Source organism: Chlorobium sp. N1 (genome assembly GCF_004332115.1).
Lineage (GTDB): Bacteria > Bacteroidota > Chlorobiia > Chlorobiales > Chlorobiaceae > Chlorobium.
This window is the reverse complement of sequence record NZ_SJPA01000001.1, coordinates 562,510-583,829: the sequence shown is the minus strand read 5'-3', so window position 1 is coordinate 583,829 and position 21,320 is coordinate 562,510. Positions and strand designations below refer to the sequence as shown.

20 protein-coding genes are annotated in these 21,320 nt (G+C 65.8%); 12 read left to right on the top strand and 8 right to left on the bottom strand.

Annotated elements, in window-relative coordinates:
• Positions 1 to 150 precede the first annotated feature (150 nt).
• The 9 genes from E0L29_RS02625 to E0L29_RS02585 all read left to right on the top strand — a co-directional run bounded on the left by E0L29_RS02625 (position 151) and on the right by E0L29_RS02585 (position 9,324).
• Positions 151 to 594: an Rrf2 family transcriptional regulator gene (locus E0L29_RS02625; RefSeq protein ID WP_131354233.1), complete on the top strand. Its 444-nt coding sequence runs from the start codon at positions 151 to 153 to the stop codon at positions 592 to 594.
• Positions 591 to 1,442, top strand: coding sequence for a 4Fe-4S binding protein (locus tag E0L29_RS02620; RefSeq protein WP_131354231.1), 852 nt, complete (start codon positions 591 to 593; stop codon positions 1,440 to 1,442). Before E0L29_RS02625 ends, E0L29_RS02620 begins: the two co-directional genes overlap by 4 nt.
• Positions 1,443 to 1,461: 19 nt before the next feature.
• Complete coding sequence (locus E0L29_RS02615) at positions 1,462 to 1,878, top strand: tetratricopeptide repeat protein (RefSeq protein ID WP_131354229.1); 417 nt, start codon at positions 1,462 to 1,464, stop codon at positions 1,876 to 1,878.
• Between the two features lie 20 nt (positions 1,879 to 1,898).
• Positions 1,899 to 3,527, top strand: a complete 1,629-nt coding sequence (hcp, locus tag E0L29_RS02610; RefSeq protein ID WP_165498802.1) for a hydroxylamine reductase — start codon at positions 1,899 to 1,901, stop codon at positions 3,525 to 3,527.
• A 223-nt stretch (positions 3,528 to 3,750) separates the two neighbouring features.
• Positions 3,751 to 5,547 carry a radical SAM protein gene (locus E0L29_RS02605; protein ID WP_131354227.1) on the top strand — a complete coding sequence of 599 codons (1,797 nt, stop codon included), beginning with the start codon at positions 3,751 to 3,753 and terminating at the stop codon, positions 5,545 to 5,547.
• A gap of 103 nt (positions 5,548 to 5,650) precedes the next feature.
• A complete protein-coding gene (recQ, locus tag E0L29_RS02600) occupies positions 5,651 to 7,489 on the top strand; it encodes a DNA helicase RecQ (RefSeq protein ID WP_131354225.1) in 1,839 nt (612 codons plus the stop codon).
• Entirely contained in the window at positions 7,483 to 8,223 is a 741-nt protein-coding gene (locus E0L29_RS02595) for a YdcF family protein (protein ID WP_131354223.1), read from the top strand. Before recQ ends, E0L29_RS02595 begins: the two co-directional genes overlap by 7 nt.
• A gap of 181 nt (positions 8,224 to 8,404) precedes the next feature.
• On the top strand, positions 8,405 to 8,917 hold the full coding sequence (locus E0L29_RS02590) for a UpxY family transcription antiterminator (protein ID WP_131354221.1): 513 nt from the start codon (positions 8,405 to 8,407) through the stop codon (positions 8,915 to 8,917).
• On the top strand, positions 8,914 to 9,324 hold the full coding sequence (locus E0L29_RS02585; protein ID WP_131354219.1) for a (deoxy)nucleoside triphosphate pyrophosphohydrolase: 411 nt from the start codon (positions 8,914 to 8,916) through the stop codon (positions 9,322 to 9,324). Before E0L29_RS02590 ends, E0L29_RS02585 begins: the two co-directional genes overlap by 4 nt.
• 9 nt (positions 9,325 to 9,333) lie before the next feature.
• Here the strand turns inward: E0L29_RS02585 and E0L29_RS11490 are convergent, their stop codons facing one another.
• The 4 genes from E0L29_RS11490 to ppdK all read right to left on the bottom strand — a co-directional run bounded on the left by E0L29_RS11490 (position 9,334) and on the right by ppdK (position 16,195).
• A complete protein-coding gene (locus E0L29_RS11490; protein WP_165498801.1) occupies positions 9,334 to 9,495 on the bottom strand; it encodes a hypothetical protein in 162 nt (53 codons plus the stop codon).
• Positions 9,496 to 9,881: 386 nt separating this feature from the next.
• A complete protein-coding gene (locus E0L29_RS02580; protein ID WP_131354217.1) occupies positions 9,882 to 10,319 on the bottom strand; it encodes a PPC domain-containing DNA-binding protein in 438 nt (145 codons plus the stop codon).
• Positions 10,320 to 10,363: 44 nt separating this feature from the next.
• Positions 10,364 to 13,237, bottom strand: a complete 2,874-nt coding sequence (gene uvrA, locus E0L29_RS02575; protein WP_131354215.1) for an excinuclease ABC subunit UvrA — start codon at positions 13,235 to 13,237, stop codon at positions 10,364 to 10,366.
• Positions 13,238 to 13,444: 207 nt separating this feature from the next.
• Positions 13,445 to 16,195 (bottom strand): pyruvate, phosphate dikinase, encoded by a 2,751-nt coding sequence (ppdK, locus tag E0L29_RS02570; protein WP_131354213.1) that lies wholly within the window; start codon positions 16,193 to 16,195, stop codon positions 13,445 to 13,447.
• Between the two features lie 116 nt (positions 16,196 to 16,311).
• On the opposite strand from ppdK, the gene E0L29_RS02565 reads away from it, so the two are divergent.
• Positions 16,312 to 17,193, top strand: coding sequence for an ABC transporter permease (locus E0L29_RS02565; RefSeq protein WP_131354211.1), 882 nt, complete (start codon positions 16,312 to 16,314; stop codon positions 17,191 to 17,193).
• On the opposite strand, the gene elbB is transcribed toward E0L29_RS02565, so the two are convergent.
• Positions 17,185 to 17,844 carry an isoprenoid biosynthesis glyoxalase ElbB gene (gene elbB / locus E0L29_RS02560; protein ID WP_131354209.1) on the bottom strand — a complete coding sequence of 220 codons (660 nt, stop codon included), beginning with the start codon at positions 17,842 to 17,844 and terminating at the stop codon, positions 17,185 to 17,187. The two genes, E0L29_RS02565 and elbB, sit on opposite strands and share 9 nt — an antisense overlap.
• Before the next feature lie 51 nt (positions 17,845 to 17,895).
• On the opposite strand from elbB, the gene E0L29_RS02555 reads away from it, so the two are divergent.
• Positions 17,896 to 18,480, top strand: coding sequence for a fibrobacter succinogenes major paralogous domain-containing protein (locus E0L29_RS02555; RefSeq protein ID WP_131354207.1), 585 nt, complete (start codon positions 17,896 to 17,898; stop codon positions 18,478 to 18,480).
• Here E0L29_RS02555 and E0L29_RS02550 read toward each other — a convergent pair.
• Entirely contained in the window at positions 18,474 to 18,971 is a 498-nt protein-coding gene (locus E0L29_RS02550; protein ID WP_131354205.1) for an isoprenylcysteine carboxylmethyltransferase family protein, read from the bottom strand. The two genes, E0L29_RS02555 and E0L29_RS02550, sit on opposite strands and share 7 nt — an antisense overlap.
• A 60-nt stretch (positions 18,972 to 19,031) precedes the next feature.
• Here E0L29_RS02550 and E0L29_RS02545 point away from each other — a divergent pair, with 60 nt between their 5' ends.
• Positions 19,032 to 19,577, top strand: a complete 546-nt coding sequence (locus tag E0L29_RS02545) for a hydrolase (RefSeq protein ID WP_131354203.1) — start codon at positions 19,032 to 19,034, stop codon at positions 19,575 to 19,577.
• A gap of 12 nt (positions 19,578 to 19,589) precedes the next feature.
• Here E0L29_RS02545 and lpxK read toward each other — a convergent pair whose 3' ends face one another.
• Both lpxK and E0L29_RS02535 read right to left on the bottom strand, forming a co-directional pair.
• Positions 19,590 to 20,654, bottom strand: coding sequence for a tetraacyldisaccharide 4'-kinase (gene lpxK, locus E0L29_RS02540; protein WP_131354201.1), 1,065 nt, complete (start codon positions 20,652 to 20,654; stop codon positions 19,590 to 19,592).
• Positions 20,647 to 21,264 (bottom strand): lysophospholipid acyltransferase family protein, encoded by a 618-nt coding sequence (locus tag E0L29_RS02535; protein ID WP_131354199.1) that lies wholly within the window; start codon positions 21,262 to 21,264, stop codon positions 20,647 to 20,649. Before E0L29_RS02535 ends, lpxK begins: the two co-directional genes overlap by 8 nt.
• Between the last annotated feature and the right edge of the window lie 56 nt (positions 21,265 to 21,320).

Genomic DNA, 21,320 nt, shown 5'->3' with positions numbered 1-21,320 from the left:
TTTCGCGAAAAACCGTTCCCATATCGCGGCACGGCAGGGCTCGGGAATGATTTTTCAAAAAAAATCGTACGCCGCGGAATTATTTGCACCGGGATTTCCTTTTCATTATCCTAACTGATACTTAATTGGTATCATTTAAAACGGGCTGCAATGAAAGTACTGAACAAAAAAACCGACTACGCCGTGCGGGCGCTGCTCTCCCTCGCCTCCTCGCCGGGAAGGTACCTCTCGGCGAAGGTGATCGCCGCCGAGCAGGAGATCCCCTACCAGTTCCTGCGCCGACTCCTGCAGGAGCTGATCCACCATGGCCTGGTGGTCTCACGTGAGGGGGCTTCCGGAGGGTTCATGCTCAAGCGCGATCCCGACGGGGTCGCCGTGCGCGAGCTGATCGAGATCTTCCAGGGGCCGGTGCAGGTCTCGGAGTGCCTCTTTCGCAAGCAGCTCTGCAAGAATCGCGCGCGCTGTGTGCTGCGCCACCAGATCCTGCGCATCGAACGGGTGGTGCAGAACGAATTCGAAAAAATAACGATCGGCAGCCTGCTCCGCGACCTGGAAGCGGCGGGGAAGGTGCCCCAACAGGAGTGCATCGAATGAAACGACAGGTGATACAGATAGACGAAAGCTGCTGCACGGGCTGCGGCGAGTGCATCCCGGGGTGCCCAGAGGGGGCGCTGCAGCTGATAGGGGGCAAGGCGCGTCTCGTCAGCGACCTCTTCTGCGACGGGCTCGGCGCCTGCGTGGGCCACTGCCCGACCGGTGCCATGCAGATCGAGACCCGCGAGGCGGAACCCTACGACGAACGGCGGGTGATGCGGGAGGGGATCGTGCCGAAGGGTGCGGCGGTGCTTGCCGCGCACCTCTGCCACCTGCGCGACCACGGCGCCACGGAGTACCTGCGCGAAGCGCTCTCCTACATGGCGGAGAACGGGATCGAAAATCCGCTCCACGCCGCTCCGGGCGGCGCGCCGGCCGCACGTCCATCCGGCGGCGGATGCCCCGGAAGCCGGACGGTGGCGTTCGGCGAGGCGGAGGCTCCCGAGCCCGCGGCCGGAGGGCCGGGTGCGCTGCGGCAGTGGCCGGTGCAGCTGCACCTGGTTTCGCCCGACGCCCCCTACTACCGGGGTTCCGACCTCCTGCTCGCGGCCGACTGCACGGCGTTCGCGATGGGGGATTTCCACAGCCGCCACCTCAGGGGGAGGAGCCTTGCGATCGCCTGCCCGAAGCTCGATTCGGGCATGGATGTCTACCTGGAAAAACTCACCGCCATGATCGATCTGGGCGGCGTCGACACCATCACGGTGATGCTGATGGAGGTGCCCTGCTGCGGGGGACTGATGGCGGTGGTCGAGGAGGCCCTGAGGCGGGCATCGCGCCGAGTGCCGGTCAAAAGGATCGTCGTTTCGATCCGCGGAGAGGTGATTGACGAAGCCTGGGTACACTGAGGCCGATACGGGAGGACGCATGCTGAAAGACGCGATGGGCGCATACCGGGGAACGGAAGGGGAGCTCAGCCGTTTCATAGAGGAGAGGCCCCTTGATCCCATGGCCTGGTTTGACCGCGGCAACGCGCGAAGCAGCAGGGGAGAGTGGGACGGCGCCGAAAAGGATTACACGATGGCCCTGAAGACGGGACTGCGCTTCCGCGAGGCCATCGTCGCCCTCGGCAACCGCGGGATGTGCCGGGCGCGAGAGGGCGATCTCGATGGGGCGATCGAGGACTTCACGGCCATCATCGAGAAACGCCCGAACAACCGGCTTCTCCTCAGGGCGGCCTTCAGGAGCCGGGCGGAGATGAAAGAGAAGAGTGGCGACAGGGATGGGGCGGCGGCCGACAGGCGGCTTGCGGACCTGCTTCCGGCCGAACAGGCAACAACATAAAAACAAAGGAGAAGAAGATCATGGCAATGTACTGCGACCAGTGCCAGGAGAGCATCCACGGAACGGGATGCACTGCGAGGGGGGTGTGCGGAAAGGACGAGATGACGGCAAAACTCCAGGACGTCCTGGTCTACGCCGCCGTCGGGCTCGGCGTTGCGGCGGGCCGCCAGGAGGGCGGGGTGCCGCCCGAGGCGGGACGGCGCATCAGCGAATCGCTCTTCGTCACCGTCACCAACACCAATTTCGACGACGTGGCGATCACGGAGGAGATCAACAAAACGCTGGCCATGCGTGACCGGCTCCTGGCGAAGCTCTCCCCGGTGCCGGAGCTCGACGTCCTCGGCTGGACGGGAAGCAGCCGCGAGGAGTTCCTCCGCAAAGCCGAGAGCGTGGGCCTCGACTCGTATGACGGGAACGAGGACCTCCGCTCGCTGAAGAGCCTCGTGCTCTACGGCCTGAAGGGGCTTGCCGCCTACACCGACCACGCTTCGGTGCTGGGCTTCGAGGACGAGGAGATCTACGCCTTCTACGCCAGGGGGCTCGCCGCCCTCGTCGAAGAGCACTCCGCCGACGAACTGACCGCGCTCGTTTTGGAGACCGGCGCGACGGCCGTGAAGGCGATGGCGCTGCTCGACCGCGCCAACACCTCGACCTACGGCAACCCGGAGATCACGAAGGTGAACATCGGCGTCGGCACCAACCCCGGCATCCTCATCTCCGGCCACGACCTGCGGGACATGGAGGACCTCCTGAAGCAGACCGAGGGCACCGGCGTGGACGTCTACACCCACTGCGAGATGCTCCCGGCCCACTACTATCCGGCCTTCCAGAAGTACCCGCACTTCGTCGGCAACTACGGCGGTTCCTGGTGGCAGCAGGACCGTGAGTTCGAGTCCTTCAACGGCCCGATCCTCATGACGACGAACTGCATCGTGCCGGTCCGCGAGTCCTACCGCAACCGGATGTTCACGACCGGCATGGCGGGCTATCCCGGGCTCCGCCACATCCCGGCCCGCCCGGAAGGCGGCAGCAAGGACTTCTCGGCGCTCGTCGAGCTGGCCAGGGGCTGCAAGCCCCCGGTCGGGATCGAGACGGGCGAGATCGTCGGAGGGTTCGCCCACAACCAGGTGATCGCCCTCGCCGACAAGGTGGTCGATGCCGTGAAATCGGGCGCCATCAGGCGCTTCGTCGTCATGGCCGGCTGCGACGGACGGCATGCCTCGCGCAAGTACTACACCGGCGTGGCCGAGGCGCTGCCCGACGACACCGTGATCCTGACTGCCGGGTGCGCCAAGTACCGCTACAACAAGCTGCAGCTCGACGACATCGGCGGCATCCCGAGGGTGCTCGACGCCGGCCAGTGCAACGACAGCTACTCGCTGGCGGTCATCGCCCTGAAGCTGAAGGAGGTGTTCGGGCTCGACGACATCAACGACCTGCCGATCTCCTTCGACATCGCCTGGTACGAGCAGAAGGCGGTCACCGTGCTGCTTGCGCTCCTCCATCTCGGCGTGAAGGGCATCCGCCTCGGACCCACGCTTCCGGAGTTCCTGACCCCGAACGTCGCCTCGGTGCTCGTCGAGAAGTTCGGCATCAAAGGGATCGGAACGGTCGAGGGCGACGTCGAGGCCATGATGGCCGGCGCCTGATCCCTTTCCTCCATCCAGCGCTGCCGGTTTCCGGCACGGCCGCCCCCGGATCGCTTCGGGGGCGGCTTTTTTTATGTCTGCCGCGTTTGCGTACATTACTTTTACACACACAGATCGTTCAGCCGCCCATGGCATCCCCACTGTGCCGGAATTACAAGGGCGGGCAAGTGAAGAGACAGTCTTCCTTGCAGGTTTTTCAATACTCGCAAGCCGTGAGGCCGGTATGGCATATTTCAGGAACCTGTGCCTCGTCGAGGCTCCGCAGGCGGTCGTCACCCCGTTTCCGCGCTACATCTCGGACTGCATCGGCGTCGCGTACCTCGGCGCCGCGGTGGAGGATGTGGCCGAGAGCCTCGTCATGCCGGAGCACTGCTACGACGAGCGGGTCTTCGACAGCCTCGAACGCCTCCTCCGGAGGCACCCCTGCGATCTTGTGGCCATCTCCTCGATGACCGGCGCCTGGAACCAGGCGCTCCGTCTTGCACGCATCGCACGGGATGCCGGCTCGTTCGTCGTGGTCGGCGGTTTCCACCCGACGGCGCTTCCCGAAGAGGTGCTTCGGGAGCCCGCCATCGACCTCGTCGTCATCGGGGAGGGGGAGGAGACCTTCCGGGAGCTGGTGCTCAGCGGACCGTCGCGCACCCTCAAGGGGATCGCCTACCGCGAGGGCGGCGCAATCGTCAGGACGGAGCCGCGGCCCCTCATCGCCGACATCGACACCATCCGTTTCCCCCTGCGCAATCTCCGCCCGGAGCGTTACGGGGAGCACGGGGGGGAGTACTCCATCGACACCATCTACACCTCGCGCGGATGTCCCTGGTCGTGCTCGTTCTGCGCCAACAGCCAGATGCACGGGAAGTGGCGGGCCCGTTCGGCGGAGAACGTCGTCAGGGAGATCGAGCTTCTGCACGACCCTCGAACGAAGAAGCTGCTGAAGATCTGGGACGCCAACTTCCTCACCAGCATCAGGCGGGCGGAGCGGATCTGCGACCTCATGATCGAGCGGGGGCTGACGAACTTCAGGATCATGACGGAGACGAGGGCGGCGGACCTCGTCCGGGCCGAGAAGATCATGGAGAAGCTGAAGGCGGTGGGGCTCCAGAAGGTGGGTATCGGCATCGAGAGCCCGAACCCGGAGACCCTCCGCCTTCTCAACAAGAAGAACGCCCTCGAGGAGATCGAGCGCGCCGTCGCCATCTGCCGCCGACACGGCATCGGCACCGAGGGGTACTTCATCCTCGGCACGCCGGACGAAACGGCCGAGTCCTGCCGCAGCTACCCCGACTACGCCCGCCGGCTCGGGCTCAGCCAGGTGCTCTTCATGGTGATGACGCCCTATCCCGGCACGGAGGTCTACCGGACCTATGAGCGCGAGGGGATGATCCGCTCGCGCGACTGGGACCTCTACAACAACTTCAGCCCCGTGGTCTCTGCCGGAGGGATGGGGCCCGGGGAGCTGGTGGAGCTGATGGCCTACTGCACCCTCTCCTTCAGCCGCTTCGGTTCACTCATGAAGCGCGGCGGGAAGAGGGGGGCGCTGGTTGCGCTCATGGCCGAACTGCTCCAGATCTCGCTGCTCTTGCGGGTGAACAGGAGCCTCACGCCGGAGGCGATCGAGGAGGCCCTCTCCAGGGCGCTCCTGGGGTTCGCCGGGGCCGAGGGGGGCATGCTGACGCGCGAACACCGTTCCGCCCAGGCGCTGCGGCCGGTACGGCTGCGGGTGGGGCTTTCCGGGGGAAGGGCGCTCGAGTTCCTGCTCGAGGCGGAGGACGGCACGCGCCGGCTCACGATGACGCCGGTCGCAGGAGCGGCGGGGCTCCGCCTTGCGGATCTCGCCCGTTTCGCCGCTTCGGTTCCGATGGACAGCCTGATGGCGGTGCTCTACCAGGGGGAGTGGCTGCGCAACAACCCCCGTCAGCCGCTCGGGAGCGCATCGCGTTTTCTCCCCTTCCTTACGGACCCCGCCCTGCTTCGTTCGGCTTTCCGGCTTGTCCGGCTGGGCCTCCGCGGCCTCCGCTAGCCCGCCCTTCCTCTGCCGCCTTTGCATTCCCGGCGGTTCTGCGTATATAAGGGGTCATGCCGGAGGGTTCCGGCTTTCCCACAACTGTTTCCAGCTTCGTTCCATGAGGGTTCAGGTTTCTGATGCGGCGGTCCATGAGACGCTCCACCGGGTGTTCGGGTTCCGCTCGTTCCGCCCGAACCAGCACGAGGTGGTCCGGGCGCTCCTCGAGGGGCGAGACGTCATGGCCGTGATGCCGACGGGAGGCGGCAAGTCGCTCTGCTACCAGCTCCCGGCCGTCCTTCTCGAGGGCACCTGCCTCGTCGTCAGCCCGCTCATCGCCCTCATGAAGGACCAGGTCGACGGGGCCCGCCAGAACGGCATCCGGGCGGCCTTCCTCAACAGTACGCAGCCCCCCGAAGAGCGGCAGGCGGTGGTTCGGGATCTCATGGCGGGCCGGCTCGACCTGCTCTACGTGGCGCCCGAACGCTTCGCCGTCGACTCCTTCCGCTCGATGCTCTCGGGGGTCCGGATCAGCATGGCGGTGATCGACGAGGCGCACTGCATTTCCGAGTGGGGCCACGATTTCCGCCCCGACTACCTTTCGCTTTCGGCGCTTGTGGAACTCGCCGGAGCCGCCCCCGTCGCCGCCTTCACGGCCACCGCCACCGAGCGCGTGCAGGAGGACACCCTCCGCCGCCTCGCGCTGCGCGACCCCTTTCTCGTCCGGGCCTCGTTCGACCGCCCGAACCTCACCTACGAGGTGCTCTTCAAGGAGGGCGCCGACCGCCAGATCCTCTCCCTGCTCAAGCGCCACCGGGGCAAGGCCGGCATCATCTACCGCGCGAGCCGCAAGAGCGTCGGCGACACCGCCCGCATGCTGCAGGGGAAGGGGATCCGGGCCCTGCCCTACCATGCGGGGCTCGAGGACCAGGAGCGGGAGCGGAACCAGGACGCCTTCATCCGCGACGAGGCGGAGGTGATCGTGGCCACCGTGGCCTTCGGCATGGGCATCGACAAGTCGAACATCCGTTTCGTCATCCACGCCGACCTTCCGAGGAGCATCGAGAACTACTATCAGGAGACCGGCCGAGCCGGACGCGACGGCGAGCCGGCGCACTGCACCCTCCTCTACAGCCAGGGCGACATCGCCAAGGTCCGCTTCTTCATCGACGCGATGCCGGAGGGGGAAGAGCGCGCCCGTGCGCTGTCCGCGCTCTCGAAGATGGCGGCGTTCGCCGCTTCGGCCGTCTGCCGCCGCCGCGCCCTGCTCGGGCATTTCGGGGAGGCCTACCCGAAGGAGAACTGCGCTTCCTGCGACGTCTGCAACGGCAGCTACAGCGCTCTCGACTGCAGCGTCGAAGCGCAGATCCTGCTCTCGGCGATCGTCCGGACCGACGAGCGCTTCGGGGCGACGCATGTCATCGATATCGTCACCGGCAGCTCGAACAAAAAGATCCTGGAGCTCGGCCACGACCGGATCAAGACCTACGGGGCGGGGAAGGGTCGTGAGAAAAAGTTCTGGCGCCAGCTCGTCGACGAGCTGCAGGTGCGCGGGGTGATCGTGAAGTCGGAAGGCCTCTACCCGGTCCTCATGCTGACCGAAAAGGCCGTGGCGGTGCTGCGCGCAGAGGCGAAGGTGGAGATGGCGGTGCGCAGGGAGGCTCCGAAGGGCGCGCGCCGGAAGTCTTCGCCGGCGGAGGGCGCCTGCGACCGGGAGCTTTTCGAGCAGCTCCGGCTGCTGCGTCTGGAGATCGCCCGCGAGCAGGGCCTTGCTCCCTACATGGTCTTTTCCGACCGTACGCTGCGCGACATGTCGCTCCAGCGCCCCCGAACCGAGGAGGAGATGCTCGGCGTCAGCGGCGTCGGCGAGGCGAAGCTCGAGCGCTACGGCCGGCGGTTCCTCCAGCTGATGGAGCGCTGGTGCGCGGAACATCCCGAGGGGGAGGCCGCCGCATGCTGATGCTCTACAAGATCCTGCCCTTCCTCCTGCTTCCCCCGGGGCTCACCGTGCTGCTCGTCGCACTGGGAACGCTGTTGCGGCGCCGCTCGCTCGTGTGGCTCGGCATCGCCCTCCTCTGGGGCTTTTCGATGCCTGTCGTCGGCAACGCCCTCATGGGCGTGATGGAGGGTCCGGCACAACGGCTTCCGGCTGCTTCGGCGACTCCGGCCGACGCCATCGTGGTGGCGGGCGGGATGACGAACCAGATCCCGGGCGCCCCCCTAGGAGAGTGGGGGGAGGCGGCCGACCGCTTCGAGGGCGCCGTGGAGCTCTTCAGGGCCGGGCGTGCGCCGTTGCTCGTCTTTACGGGGGGCAGGCTTCCCTGGAAGTCGAACTTCGTTCCCGAGGGCGAGCTGCTCCGGCGCCGGGCGATACGGCTCGGGGTGGCGGAGGGGGCGGTGCGGGTGACCGGCGTTGCCGCGAACACCGCCGAGGAGGCCCGCCGCGCCAGGGAGCTGCTCGGAGAGGGCCGTCGCATCATCCTCGTCACCAGCGCCTTCCACATGCCGCGCTCGCTCATGCTCTTCCGGCGGGAGGGGTTCCGGGTCGAGCCCTGCCGGGTCGACTACAGGGTGGAGCCCGAGGCGCGCCTCACCCTGCTCTCGTTCCTGCCCGATCCGGAGTCGCTCGGCGACTCTTTCACCGCCCTGCGCGAGATGATGGGTATTGCCTGGTACGCGCTGCGGAGAGGGTGAGGGGAGTTGCGGGTTTTCGTGTTTTTTGCGATTATTTCTTTCCGCCGTGTGGTTTTCAGCCCGGCAGGGATTACATTTCAGCCCCCTCGTGCGCGGGTTCTGCCGAAAAAGGTGCCGGAATTCGGGAGAAATCCGGTTTTTCGCAGGGGTGTTTGTCAATATCCATGTTCCGTATTCCCGTATGACTGAAGGTTTCGATCCGCACTGGTACGCGGTCTATGTCCGGTCCCGTTACGAAAAGAAGGTCCACCAGTGGCTCCTGGAGAAGGAGCTCGAGAGCTTCCTGCCGCTCATGGAGACCATCCGGCAGTGGAGCGATAGGAAGAAGAAGGTATACGAGCCGCTCTTCCGCGGCTACGTGTTCGTGAACATCGACATGAAGCACGAGCATGTGAAGGTGCTCGAGACCGAAGGGGTCGTGAAGTTCATCGGCATCGGCCGCAACCCGTCGGTGATCGGCGAGCGTGACATCGAGTGGCTGAAGACGCTGGTCCGCGAGCCGGACTCCCTGCACCAGACGGTCTCCTCCATTCCCTACGGAAAGAAGGTGCGCGTGCTTGCAGGACCCTTCAAGGATATGGAGGGCGTGGTGGTCAAGGCGGGCCGCGAGGAGCGCCTGGTCGTCTTCTTCGAGAGCATCATGCAGGGTATCGAGATCTCCATCAGCCCCGACCTCCTCCTGCAGCTGAAGTGAGGGCGCCTGCGCGGCATATCGGCGAGGTCGTCTGCGCCATCGTCGAGCGCGACGGCCGCTTCCTCATCGCACGCCGCCCTGAGGGCAGGCCGCTCGGCGGACTCTGGGAGTTTCCCGGCGGCAAGGTCGAACCCGGCGAAACCCCCCGCCAGGCCCTCCACCGCGAACTCATGGAGGAGATGCGGATAAGGGTCGAGATCCTCGCCCCCCTCACGCCGGTCGAGCACGCCTACCCGGACTTCTCCCTCCGCCTCGTTCCCTTCCGCTGCTCGCTCGTCAGCGGCGAACCTGTTCTGGCTGAACATGACGATCTGGCATGGATCTCCTGCGACATGCTTTCCAGCTACCGCTTCCCCGAGGCCGACCTGCCCGTACTCGAGGAGTACCTGCGGCTGGTTGGGGCGTGAGGCCTCGCGTCAGGAACGGGCGAAAACGGATAAGAGGCGGTAATCGCCCGCGTCGGCGGCTCTTATTGCTTTGATGTATGCCGTTCGCGCCTCTCCTGCCGCGGAACGGTTTCCGGCTCCCCAGCTGCAACGCTCCCGCTCGAAAAGCCGCTCGACGATGATGTCTGCCATCAGACGGCTATGGCGTCCGTTCCCGTTCGGGAAACAGCGGATGGAGATTTCACGCAATTGAGCGATGGTGATGGCCCCATCATCTCACGACGCTCCGCATCATGAATGGACTGCCTCGTCACACCGAGCGCGGTGCGGATTGCCCGTATCCATCCGACAGGCGGAGCCGGAGCCGAACGGCTGCATTTTCCTGCTCAACGGCTTTCTTTGTAGCTCTTTCTTGTTTTACAAGCACAGTTTGTAAGTCAGCTTATAGGTTTACTCTTTCATTCTTGACCAAGCAGCGATCCAGATCCGGGTGCCTGCGCCGGACTTCATCCCATCGAATCCGATGGGTTTGGTATGGCTGTTTGATTGATTGAGTGGGGTGGTTGGCAATTGCAGCGCTACATCCAGAGCTTCAGCCCGGTCGCTTCGTCCAGGCTGCGCGTGAGTGGGTCGCCCTCTGCCGGCTCGTGCTCTTCGATGAGGTACTCGCAGGCGAAGACGGTGGTGCCTTCGGCGAGGTGCCCCCCGACGACCCTGCCCTCGCGGTCGGCGAGCGCGATGTGGGCGTGCACCATCGGTTCCCCGTCGAGCAGCGAGACGTTGCCGGTGAGGGAGACGATCTCCCTCCCTCCCGGAAAGGAGGTGAAGCGGTAGCGGCGCTCCTCTTGGTCGTAGTAGCCGATGACGGCTGCCGTCACGGCGCCGATCGCCTCGAGCCGTCCCCCGGTGATCCCTTCGGAGCGGCATATCTCTGCGAGGGCCCGGAGCAGGTCGGCCCCTTTTTCGAGCCGCCCCGCCAGGCGGCGTCCGGTCGTGGTGTTCTGCCGTATGCTCATCCGGGTGTTCCTCCTATCTGTCTGTGTGCGTTCCCAGGGCCTTCTCAGCCGGCACGGCCGGCTTTTTCGAGCCGTTCGAGTTCCAGGGCGAGGAAGTGCGAGGTGTGGGACGCGCCGCTTTCGGCCAGCTCTTCCGGCGTCCCCTCGGCGACGATCGTTCCCCCTCCGCTGCCGCCTTCCGGGCCCAGGTCGATGATCCAGTCGCTGCTCTGGATGATGTCGAGGTTGTGCTCGATGATGATGACGGTGTTGCCCTTGTCGACGAGCCGGCGGAGCACCTCGAGCAGGTGCTGGATGTCCTGGAAGTGGAGCCCGGTGGTGGGTTCGTCGAGGATGTAGAGCGTCTTTCCGGTCTGTATCTTGGCCAGTTCCGCCGAGAGCTTGATGCGCTGGGCCTCGCCCCCCGAGAGCAGGGGGGATGGCTGGCCGAGCTTCAGGTAGCCGAGCCCGACGCTCTGCATGGTCGAGAGGATGCGCTTGATGCGGGGGAAGTCGACGAAGAACTCCGCGGCCTCCTCGATCGTCATCTCGAGCACGTCGGCGATCGATTTGCCGCGGTACTTCACGAGCAGGGTTTCGCGGTTGTAGCGCTCCCCCTTGCAGTTTTCGCACTGCACGTAGACGTCCGGCAGGAAGTTCATCTCGATCTTGCGCGTGCCGGCGCCCTGGCAGGCCTCGCACCGGCCGCCCTTGACGTTGAAGCTGAACCGGCCCGCCTTGTAGCCGCGGATCTGGGCCTCGGGAAGCCGGCTGAAGAAGTCCCGGATGAAGGTGAACGCCCCCGTGTAGGTTGCCGGATTGGAGCGCGGGGTGCGCCCGATCGGCGACTGGTCGACGGCGACCACCTTGTCGATGTGCTGCAGCCCCTCGATGCCTTTCGAGGGATAGGCGGAGAGCTTCGAGCGGTAGAAGTGGCGCGCCAGGATCGGGTAGAGGGTCTCGTTGACGAGGGTCGACTTTCCCGAGCCGCTCACCCCCGTGATGCTGACGAGCCGGCCGAGGGGGATCGTGAGGTCGACCCCCTTGAGGTTGTTGCCGGTGCACTCCCTGAGCCGGAGGTATTTCTGCTCCTCCTGTTCCTCCGTGGCCGGCTCGGGTTCGCAGGAGACCCTGAGCGCTCCCGAGAGGTAGCCCGCCGTCAGCGACTGGGGGTCGAGCGCCGAGGCCGGCCCCTGGGTGACGATCTCTCCGCCGTACTCGCCCGCTCCGGGGCCCATGTCGATGATCTCGTCGGCTTCGAGCATGGTGTCGCGGTCGTGCTCCACGCAGAGCACGGTGTTGCCGAGGTCGCGCAGGCGGAGCAGTGACTGGATCAGTTTGTGGTTGTCGCGCTGGTGGAGCCCGATGCTCGGTTCGTCGAGCACGTAGAGCACGCCGCTGAGCTGCGAGCCGAGCTGCGAGGCGAGCCGGATGCGCTGGGCCTCGCCGCCCGAGAGGGTCTGCGAGCCGCGGTCGAGCGAGAGGTAGGAGAGTCCGACGTTGAGCAGGAACTCGAGCCGTTTGGTGATCTCGTGCAGGACCGGTTCGGCGACGAGCTTCTCCTTCGGGGTGAGGTCCGGGTCGAGCGAACGGAAGAATTCGAGCGCCTCGGGGAGCGGGAGCGCCTCGGCTTCGGCGATGTTGAGCCCGCCGACCTTCACCAGGAGGCTGTCGCGCTTCAGGCGCGCCCCGCCGCATACGGGGCATGGCTGCCGCTCCATGTAGCTCTCGGCCCATTCGCGGACCTTCGGCGAGGAGGCGTTGCTCCGGACCTCCTCGACGTAGGGGAGCGCTCCGGGGAACTTCTGCGGATAGGAGGTCTCCTGTCCGGAGTAGGTGTAGCTGACGTCGAAGGTCCGGCTGCCGGATCCGTGCAGCAGGATCTGCATGGCTTCGTCGGGGATCTTTTCGAGAGGGGTGTCGAGCGTGAAGGAGTAGTCGCGGGCGATGGCCCGGATGACCTGCCAGAGGTTGCGCTTGCCGGGCTTGCCGAAGGGGTCCACGCCGCCTTCGTTGAGCGAGCGCGAGGGGTCGGGTACCATCAGCGGGGTCGAGAGCCGCATCTCTTCGCCGAGCCCGTTGCACTCGGGGCAGGCGCCGAAGGGGGAGTTGAAGCTGAAGTGGTTCGGGGCCAGGGTGTCCATCGGCACGGAGCCGTCGGAGTAGGCGTAGCGCGTGCTGAAGGTGCGCTCTTCGGATGCATGGCTTTCGTCCGTCACCGGGTCGCAGACGACGCTCGAGCGGTGTTCCGACATCGAGACGGCGAGCCGGACCGCCTTTTCGACGCGCTCATGGGCGTCGGGGCCCGTTACGAGGCGGTCCACGACGAGTTCGATCGTGTGGGTGCGATAGCGTTCCAGCTGCATCTCCTTTTCCATTTCGCGGTACTCCCCGTCGACCCTCACCCTTACCCAGCCTTTCAGCATGAGCCGCTCGAAGAGTTCGCGGTAGTGCCCCTTGCGCCCGGTGACGAGCGGGGAGAGGATCTGGATCTTCGTGCCGGCCGGCAGGGCGCAGATCGCCGCCGTGATGTCCTCCTCGCTCTGCTTCTGCAGCATCTGGCCGGTCACGGGGTCGTAGCGCCTGCCCGCCTTGGCGTAGAGCAGGCGGACGAAGTCGTGGATCTCGGTGATGGTGCCGACCGTCGAGCGCGGGGAACGGTTGGTGCTTTTCTGGTCGATGGCGATGACCGGCGAGAGCCCCTCGATGAAGTCGACGTCCGGCCGCTCGATGTTGCCGATATACTGGCGCGCGTAGGGGGAGAGCGTCTCCATGAACCGGCGCTGTCCTTCGGCGTAGATGGTGTCGAAAGCGAGGCTCGACTTGCCCGATCCGGACAGGCCCGTAACGACGACGAACCGGTTGCGGGGGATCTCGAGCGAGATGTTCTTCAGGTTGTGGACCCTGGCGCCCCTGATGCTGATATGACTGAAATCCATGCGATGCTCTGTAGTGAAAAGGTCGGGGGTGGCGGTTCCCGGAAACGGCGCCGTCTTCAAATCTATGAATGTTCCCCTGAAACGCCAACCTTTATCGGGTGCTATTTCAACCGGTTCGGCCTTTCCAGCGTTTCCGGGGCGGTTGCGGCCGAACGGAAAAAGGCGGCCGCAGCCGCCTTTGCCGATCCTGACCCTTCCGGGGGGCGCTCAGTCGAGGAGTGCGGCCCGTGCTGCGGCCAGGCGCGCCACCGGCACCCGGTAGGGGCTGCAGGAGACGTAGTTGAGCCCCGCCTTGTGGCAGAACTCGACCGAGGCGGGATCGCCGCCGTGCTCGCCGCAGATGCCGAGCTTGAGGTCCGGCTTCACGCTCCGGCCGTCGGCGGCCGACATGGAGATGAGCTTGCCGACGCCGGCGATGTCGATGGACTCGAACGGGTTGCGTGCGAAGACGTCGTGCTGCTGGTAGGAGGGCAGGTACTGGCCGGAGTCGTCGCGGCTCATGCCGAGCGTCATCTGGGTGAGGTCGTTGGTGCCGTAGCTGAAGAAGTCGGCGGCCCTGGCGATCTCGGCCGAGGTGATGGCTGCACGGGGGACTTCGATCATGGTGCCGACGAGGTAGCGCACTCCGGTCCACTGCTCGGCCACGACGCTGCGGGCGGTTTTGTGGATGAGCTCGGCGGTGATTTCGAGCTCCCGGTGGGTGCTGACGAGCGGAACCATGATTTCCGGCACCACCTCGAGCCCTTCCTGGCGGAGCCGGCAGGCGGCCTCCATGATGGCCTGCACCTGCATGATGGTGATTTCGGGGTGGAGGATGCCGAGCCGGCATCCGCGCAGGCCGAGCATCGGGTTGAACTCGTGGAGGTCGGCGATGCGCTCCTTGACGTGTTCGTAGGGTTTGCCCATCTTCAGGGCAAGACGCATGATCTCCTCGTCGGAGCCGGGGAGGAACTCGTGCAGCGGCGGGTCGAGCAGGCGGATGGTGACCGGGCGGGAGCCCATGGTCCTGAAGAGCCCGTAGAAGTCGTCCCGCTGGTAGGGGAGGAGTTTCTGGATTGCGGTGTTGCGCTCCTCCAGGTTGTCGGCCAGGATCATTTCCCGCATGGCCTGGATGCGCTCTCCGCCGAAGAACATGTGCTCCGTGCGGCAGAGCCCGATGCCTTCGGCGCCGAAGGTGAGGGCTGTGGCCGCCTGGTCCGGCTGGTCGGCATTGGCGCGGATCTGCAGCCGCCGGTAGCGGTCGGCCCACTCCATGAGCTGGCGGTAGACCTCCCACGAAGGGGCGTCTTCGGGTTTGCGCGTGCCGTCGACGAGCACCTCGACGATCTCGGAGTTGCGGGTCGGCAGGCTGCCGGCGATGACCTCGCCGGTAGTGCCGTCGAGCGAGATGTCGTCGCCTTCGCGGAGCACGATCTCGGAGCCCTCGACGCGCATCTCGCCTTTCTGGTAGTCGATCGAGAGGGCGCCGCAGCCGGCGACGCATACCTTGCCCATCTGGCGTGCGACGAGCGCGGCGTGCGAGGTCATGCCTCCCCGTTCGGTGAGGATGCCCTCCGAGACGGCCATTCCCTTGATGTCTTCGGGGGAGGTTTCGATGCGCACCAGGATCACCGCCTCGCCGCGGCGGCTGAGTTCGGCCGCATCGGTGGCGTTGAAGCAGATCTTGCCGGTGGCGGCTCCGGGGCCCGCGTTCAGGCCTTTGGCCAGGAGCCGGCCCGCCTCGATGGCCGCCTGCTTTTCCTTCATGTCGAAGACGGGCCGGAGGAGCTGGTTGAGCTGTTCGGGTTCGATGCGCAGCAGCGCCTCCCTGTCGTCGATGAGCCCTTCGCGGAACATGTCGACGGCGATTTTCAGGGCCGCCGGCCCGGTGCGTTTGCCCACCCGGCACTGGAGCATGTAGAGGGTGCCGCTTTCGATGGTGAACTCGATGTCCATCATATCGCGGTAGTGCTGCTCGAGCGTGGTGCGGATCCCGTCGAGCTGTCGGTAGATCTCCGGCTTTTCCTCCTTCAGCCGGGCGATTTCGAGCGGGGTTCGGATGCCGGCCACCACGTCCTCGCCCTGCGCGTTCATCAGGAACTCCCCGTAGAAGACGTTCTCGCCGGTCGCGGCGTCGCGCGTGAAGGCCACGCCGGTTCCGCAGTCCTCCCCCATGTTGCCGAACACCATGGCTTGGACGTTGCATGCCGTTCCCCAGTAACCGGGGATGTGGTTCAGGCGGCGGTAGACCTGGGCCCGTTCGTTGTTCCAGCTTTCGAAGACGGCCCCTACGGCTCCCTGCAGCTGCTCATGGGGGTCGTCGGGGAAGGTCCTGCCGGTATGCTCAAGGATGGCTTTCTTGTAGAGCCGGACGATCTCCTGCAGCTCTGTTGTACCGAGCTCGGTGTCCTCCCGTACGCCGAGTTTCTCCTTCTCGGCTTCGAGGATCTCTTCGAACGGATCCTTCTGCTTCTTGTCTGCCGGCCGCAGTCCGAGCACCACGTCGCCGTACATCTGTACGAACCGCCGGTAGCAGTCCCATGCGAAGCGGGGGTTGGATGATTTTGCCGCCAGGCCCTCGACCGTCCGGTCGTTGAGCCCGAGGTTGAGGATGGTGTCCATCATGCCGGGCATCGATGCCCTCGCCCCGGAGCGGACCGAGATGAGCAGCGGGTTCTCGGGGTCGCCGAACTTCTTTCCGAGCGCCTCCTCGACCGAACGGAGTGCTTCGGGGATGTCGCTCTCGAAGAGGTTTTCGGGGTAGCTCTGCTGGTGCTCGTAGTACCAGGTGCAGACCTCGGTGGAGATGGTGAATCCGGGGGGCACCGGCAGGCCGATGTTGGCCATTTCGGCCAGGTTGGCTCCCTTGCCGCCGAGGAGGTTCTTCATCGAGGCGTCCCCTTCGGCCCTGCCGCCCGAGAACTTGTAGATGTACTGCTTCCGTACGTTTTTGCTGCTGGAGATTTCCGAGGTCGGCATGGCTGGATGGTGGTTCAATGGTTGGTGGAATATGTGCGGGAATGACTATTTTCCGTTCAGCAAACATCCAATCGACCATTCGGGGCGAGTTCCTGGCGGCCGAATCTTTCTATCCTATGGATATCGAGTTGGCCGTCATTTTTCTCCAGATCCTGCGCATCGCCGTGCCCTATGTCCTGACTTCGGTCGGGGCGGTGTTCTCGGAGCGTGGCGGGGTCGTGAACCTGGCCCTCGAGGGGCTGATCCTCGCCGGTGCGTTCGCGGCTTCTGCCGGCATGCACCTGACGGGTTCCGCCGCAGCGGGGGTCGGGGCGGCCGTCGCCGCAGGACTGCTCGTCGCCATGCTTTTCGCCTTCATCACCGTAACGCTCGGAGCGGACCAGATCGTTTCCGGCATCGCTATGAACATCCTCGTGATGGGGGCTACCCGTTTCGGGCTGGTGCTTCTCTACGGCAGCTCCATGAATTCCGAGCGCGTCGCCGGATTCGGGGCCGGTTCGGTGCTCCTGGACCCGCTGTTCCTCACGGCGCTCGCCGTCGTTCCCCTCGCCCAGTACCTGCTCTTCCATACCCCCTACGGCCTGCGGCTCCGTGCCGCCGGCGAGGATGCCGCGGCAACCGACAGCGCGGGCCTGAGCGTGCAGCGCCTGAGATATTCGGGAGTCCTTGTTTCGGGGGTTCTGGCAGCCCTCGGCGGGGCGTTCCTCGTCTTCCAGCAGCATACCTTCACCGACTCCATGTCGGCCGGGAGGGGGTATATGGCGCTTGCCGCCATGATCATCGGGCGGTGGAACCCGGCAGGCGCGGCGCTTGCCGGCCTCTTTTTTGCTTCGGCCGAGTCCCTGGAGATCTGGACCCAGGGCGGCTGGCTGCCCTCCCAGGCGGTGCAGTCGATGCCCTACGTGCTGACGCTCCTGGTCCTCGCGGGGTTCGGGGGCCGCTCGCGCCCGCCGAGAGAGGCGGGCGTGCCGTTCCGGAGGGGGCGGGCTTCAGGCTAGGGCGAGCACCTCTTCGACGAGCCGTTCGATCCCTTTTGCCACCTCGGCGATCGAGGGGCCGAGCATGTAGGCCGGCGTGCTGACGATCTTTCCCTCCTGCCACACGTGGGCCTCCGAGACCGGGCACTCTCTGTGCCGGGCGCCCATCGCCTCGAGGCTGCGCGCCGTCTCCGCATCGCTGCCGATGGTGAGTTCGGGGTGCTCGCGGCCGAGCACTTTGGCGGCGATTGCCGGCGCGATGCAGATGAAGCCGATCGGCTTCCGGGCTTCGTGCATCAGGCGGACGGCGCGGGCGACCCCTTCGTCGACCTCGCACTCCGCACCCTTGAAGGCATAGGTCGAGAGGTTCTTGGCCGCCCCGTATCCGCCGGGGATGACGAGCGCGTCGAGCAGGTCGGCATCGAACTTCGAGAGGTCGGCGACCCTGCCGCGGGCGATGCGGGCCGATTCTTCGAGCACGCGGCGCCGGGCTCCCGGCTCCTCCTCCCCGCTGAGGTGGTTGACGACATGGTGCTGCGGGATGTCGGGGGCGAAGCAGACCGCTTCGGCTCCCATACGGTCGATCGAAAGAAGGGTGAGGACCGCCTCCTGGATTTCCGATCCGTCGAGGTGCCCGCATCCGGAGAGGATGACGCCGATTCGTTTTTTCATGATGCCGGTAGTGTTGGTTTGCCCTCCGGGGCTGAAACGGGAGAAATAACAATGGAAAGGTACGCCTTTCGCCGAAATGTTGCACTGCGGGCCGCGGTCCTCTTCTTCATGCTGCTTGCGGCCTCGGGCTGCGCCCGCCCCTCCGGGATGCTGTGGAGCGCCCGCAACCTCGACGTGGATCGTTACCGCAACGGCGACCCTGTTCCGGAGGCCCGTACGGAGGAGGAGTGGCACGATGCCGCTTCGAAGGGCGAGGGCGCCTGGTGCCGTTCGGACGGCGCGGACGCTCCCGGCTCGCGGTGCGGAAGGCTCTACAACTGGTATGCGGTGCACGACCCGCGGGGGCTTGCGCCCGAGGGGTGGCATGTGGCGAGCGGAGAGGAGTGGGACCGGGCCGCGGCCGAGCCGGGGGCGCTGCGGCGGCTTTCGATCAGCTTCTGCGGCAGCCGCAACTGCCTCGGTTCGTTCTATGGTGCCGCCAGTTCGGCCTTTTTCTGGACCGCCGACTCTTCGGGCGCCTTCGAAGCCTGGGACCGGGAGGTCTGGCGGGAGGAGCCGCAGCGCATCGTTCTGGTGAAGGTCGCCCGCAGCCTCGGGCTCTCGGTGCGTTGCGTGAGGGACCGGAAGGGTCAGTAGATGAAGGGGATGAACTTCTTCACCCGCCGGGCGTAGTCGGCATATTCGGGATGGCGCAGGGTGAGCCAGCCCTCCTCCTTCGAGGCCTTGTAGCTGAAGAAGAGGAACGCCACGGCGGTGAGCAGGAGGTGCGACAGGCTCCAGGCAAAGATCGTCCACCCGGCCCCCAGAAAGAGCTGGCTCGAGTAGAGGGGATGGCGAACGAGGGAGTATATTCCCGTAGTGATCAGCCGGCTGTGCTCGACCGGATAGGGGAGCGGGGTGAGGACATCCTTGAGGTGTTTCGATCCGAGGCTTCCGAAAACGGCCGCCGTGAGCCCCAGGAGGCCGAACGCCGCCCAGCGCACGGCCTCCGGAGGCGCCTGGAGCGCTCCGGGCGGATAGACGGGCATGGCGATGAAGGTGAAGATCAGGATGAACTGCATCGCGACGAGGTGCTCGCCGCGCTTGCCCTTCGGCCGGGTATTTTTTCTGACTTGTTCGTTCGACATTAACCGTATCTTGAAAGTTACGAAAAGGTATTTTCTCTCAGTCTCAACCGCTCATTATCCATGATTACTCCAGAAGAAACCCTTCTGCTCGTCGTCGACGTGCAGGGCCGGCTCGCTCCGAGCGTCCACGCCTCCGAGGCCGTGGTGGGGGCCGTCGGGCGCATGATACGGGCATGCACGATCCTCGAGGTTCCGGTTCTTGTGACGGAGCAGTATCCCAAGGGGCTCGGAAAGACGGTGGATTCCCTGATGGAGCTGCTGCCGGGCGCCGAGCCGGTCGAAAAGCTCTCCTTCAGCTGCTGCGGCGACGAGGACTTCATGTCGCGCCTCAGGGCGTTCAGCCGCAACGACATCCTGCTGGCGGGCATGGAGACCCATGTTTGCGTCTACCAGACGGCGGTGGAGCTGCTCGATTTCGGCTACAACGTCCACCTGCTTACCGATGCGGTCTCATCGCGCAGCGAAGAGAACCGTTCGCTCGGCATCCGCTGTATCGAAAAAGCCGGCGCTTCGCTCTCCAGCACGGAGATGGCCATGTTCGAGCTTCTGCGCGAGGCCGGCACCGAGCGCTTCAAGGCGGTCTCGGCCATCGTCAAGGAGCAGTGAGGGGCCGCCTTCTCACTCCCTGACCACGGCCTTCAGCATCCCCCGCAGCCTCTCCTCTCCCCTCGTGAAGCCGGTCGAAATCTCCAGGCTGCAGCAGGGGACCCCTGCAGTTTGGGCCAGCAGTGCCGGCTCTCCCTCGAGCCGGCAGCGGTCTTTTTCCGTCGTCATGAGCCAGAGCCCCTTTTGGCGGGCCTCCTCGACAAGCGGCAGGAAGTTCTTCTCCGTATAGGCTTCATGGTCTGCGAAAAAGCGCTGTTCCCGGACGTGTACCCCCTTTTTCATCAGGCTTTCGACGAAGGAGGAGGGTGAGGCGATGCCGGCGAAGGCCAGGGCCTCGACCTCTGCGGGATCGGGCGGCGGCGTCCCGCCGGCCGCGGGCCCGAACGGGCGGAGTCCTCCGATCGCCACCCGGCTCCTCGCGATGGTTCCGATTCGTCCTTCCAGCGCGGCCTCGATGGCGTCGGCTTTCCCTTCGTCGGTGATCTTGGAGATGACGGCGGCGTCGGCCCTTCCGACGCCCTCGAGGGGTTCGCGCAGCCGCCCTTCGGGCAGCATGCGGGCGCCGGAGAATGGCTCCCGGGAGTTGATGACGACGATGTCCAGATCGCGCTCGATCTGGCGGTGCTGGAAGGCGTCGTCGAGGATGATGACATCGGGGCGCTCGGCCTTGAAGTGCTCCATGATGAACTGCACCCCCCGGCTGCGGCGTTCGGCGACCACGACCACGGCTTCGGGGTTGCCGGTGGCGAGCATGGCGGTCTCGTCGCCCGAGTCACGGCTCGAAAGAAGGATCCTCTGTCCGTCGGAGACGAGCCGCACGCCCTTCGTGCGGCGGCCGTACCCGCGTGAGACGACGGCCGGCCGGCAGCCGATCGAGAGGTAGTATTTCACGACCCAGTCGACCAGCGGGGTCTTGCCGGTTCCGCCGGCCGTCAGGTTGCCGACGGAGACGACGGGAATGGGGGAGTGCCACGTTTTCAGTATGCCGTCGTCGAAGAGCCGGTTGCGTACGGATGCGACGAGGCCGTAGAGGAGCGCGGCGGGCCGCAGGAGGATGGAGAGCGGATTCTCATGCATGGCCGAGGCGGAGCGGGAGCTGTTCTGAATAGTGCCTCAGCTCCTCTTCGGAGCCGAAACGGGGAACGTCGATGTGCTGCAGCACGACGGTGACGTTCGAGAAGGGACGGGGGATCATGAAGCGGTCCCAGCTGTTGAGGCGCCGTCCTCCCGAAAAACGGACGGTGGCGAAGATGAGCGGGCGTCCTGTTTCCGAGGCGATGCGCACGGTTCCGTACTTGAACTGCCCGGCCGGTCCCCGCGGGCCGTCGGGGGTGAGGGTGACGACGCCGCCCTCCAGGAGCGCCTTCGTCATGGCGGCGCGGACCTCCCCGCCCCCCTTCGAGCTCGAGCCGCGGATGAGGCGGAAGCCGAAGGCCCCGAGGGTGTCGGAGAGGATGGCGCCGTCCTTCGAGCGGCTTACCACCGCCGTGTTCGGGCGCTGTCCGAAGAGCCGGCGCGAGAGCAGCCACCCTACGGCCATGTCCCCGTGCCAGAAGGCGAAAAGGCACCCGTATCCCGGTTCCGGCAGGCTGAACCCCCTGGGCTCCACCGAGAGCCGCAGGCTTGCGAAGAGGAGGCGGAGGGCTGCGGGCAGGATGCGGGCCGAGATGAGTGCCGGGAGTGCCATGGTGCTCTGGCCGGGCCGCCTGCGTAGCGTGGAGCGGGCCCCGGTGAAATTTTTTA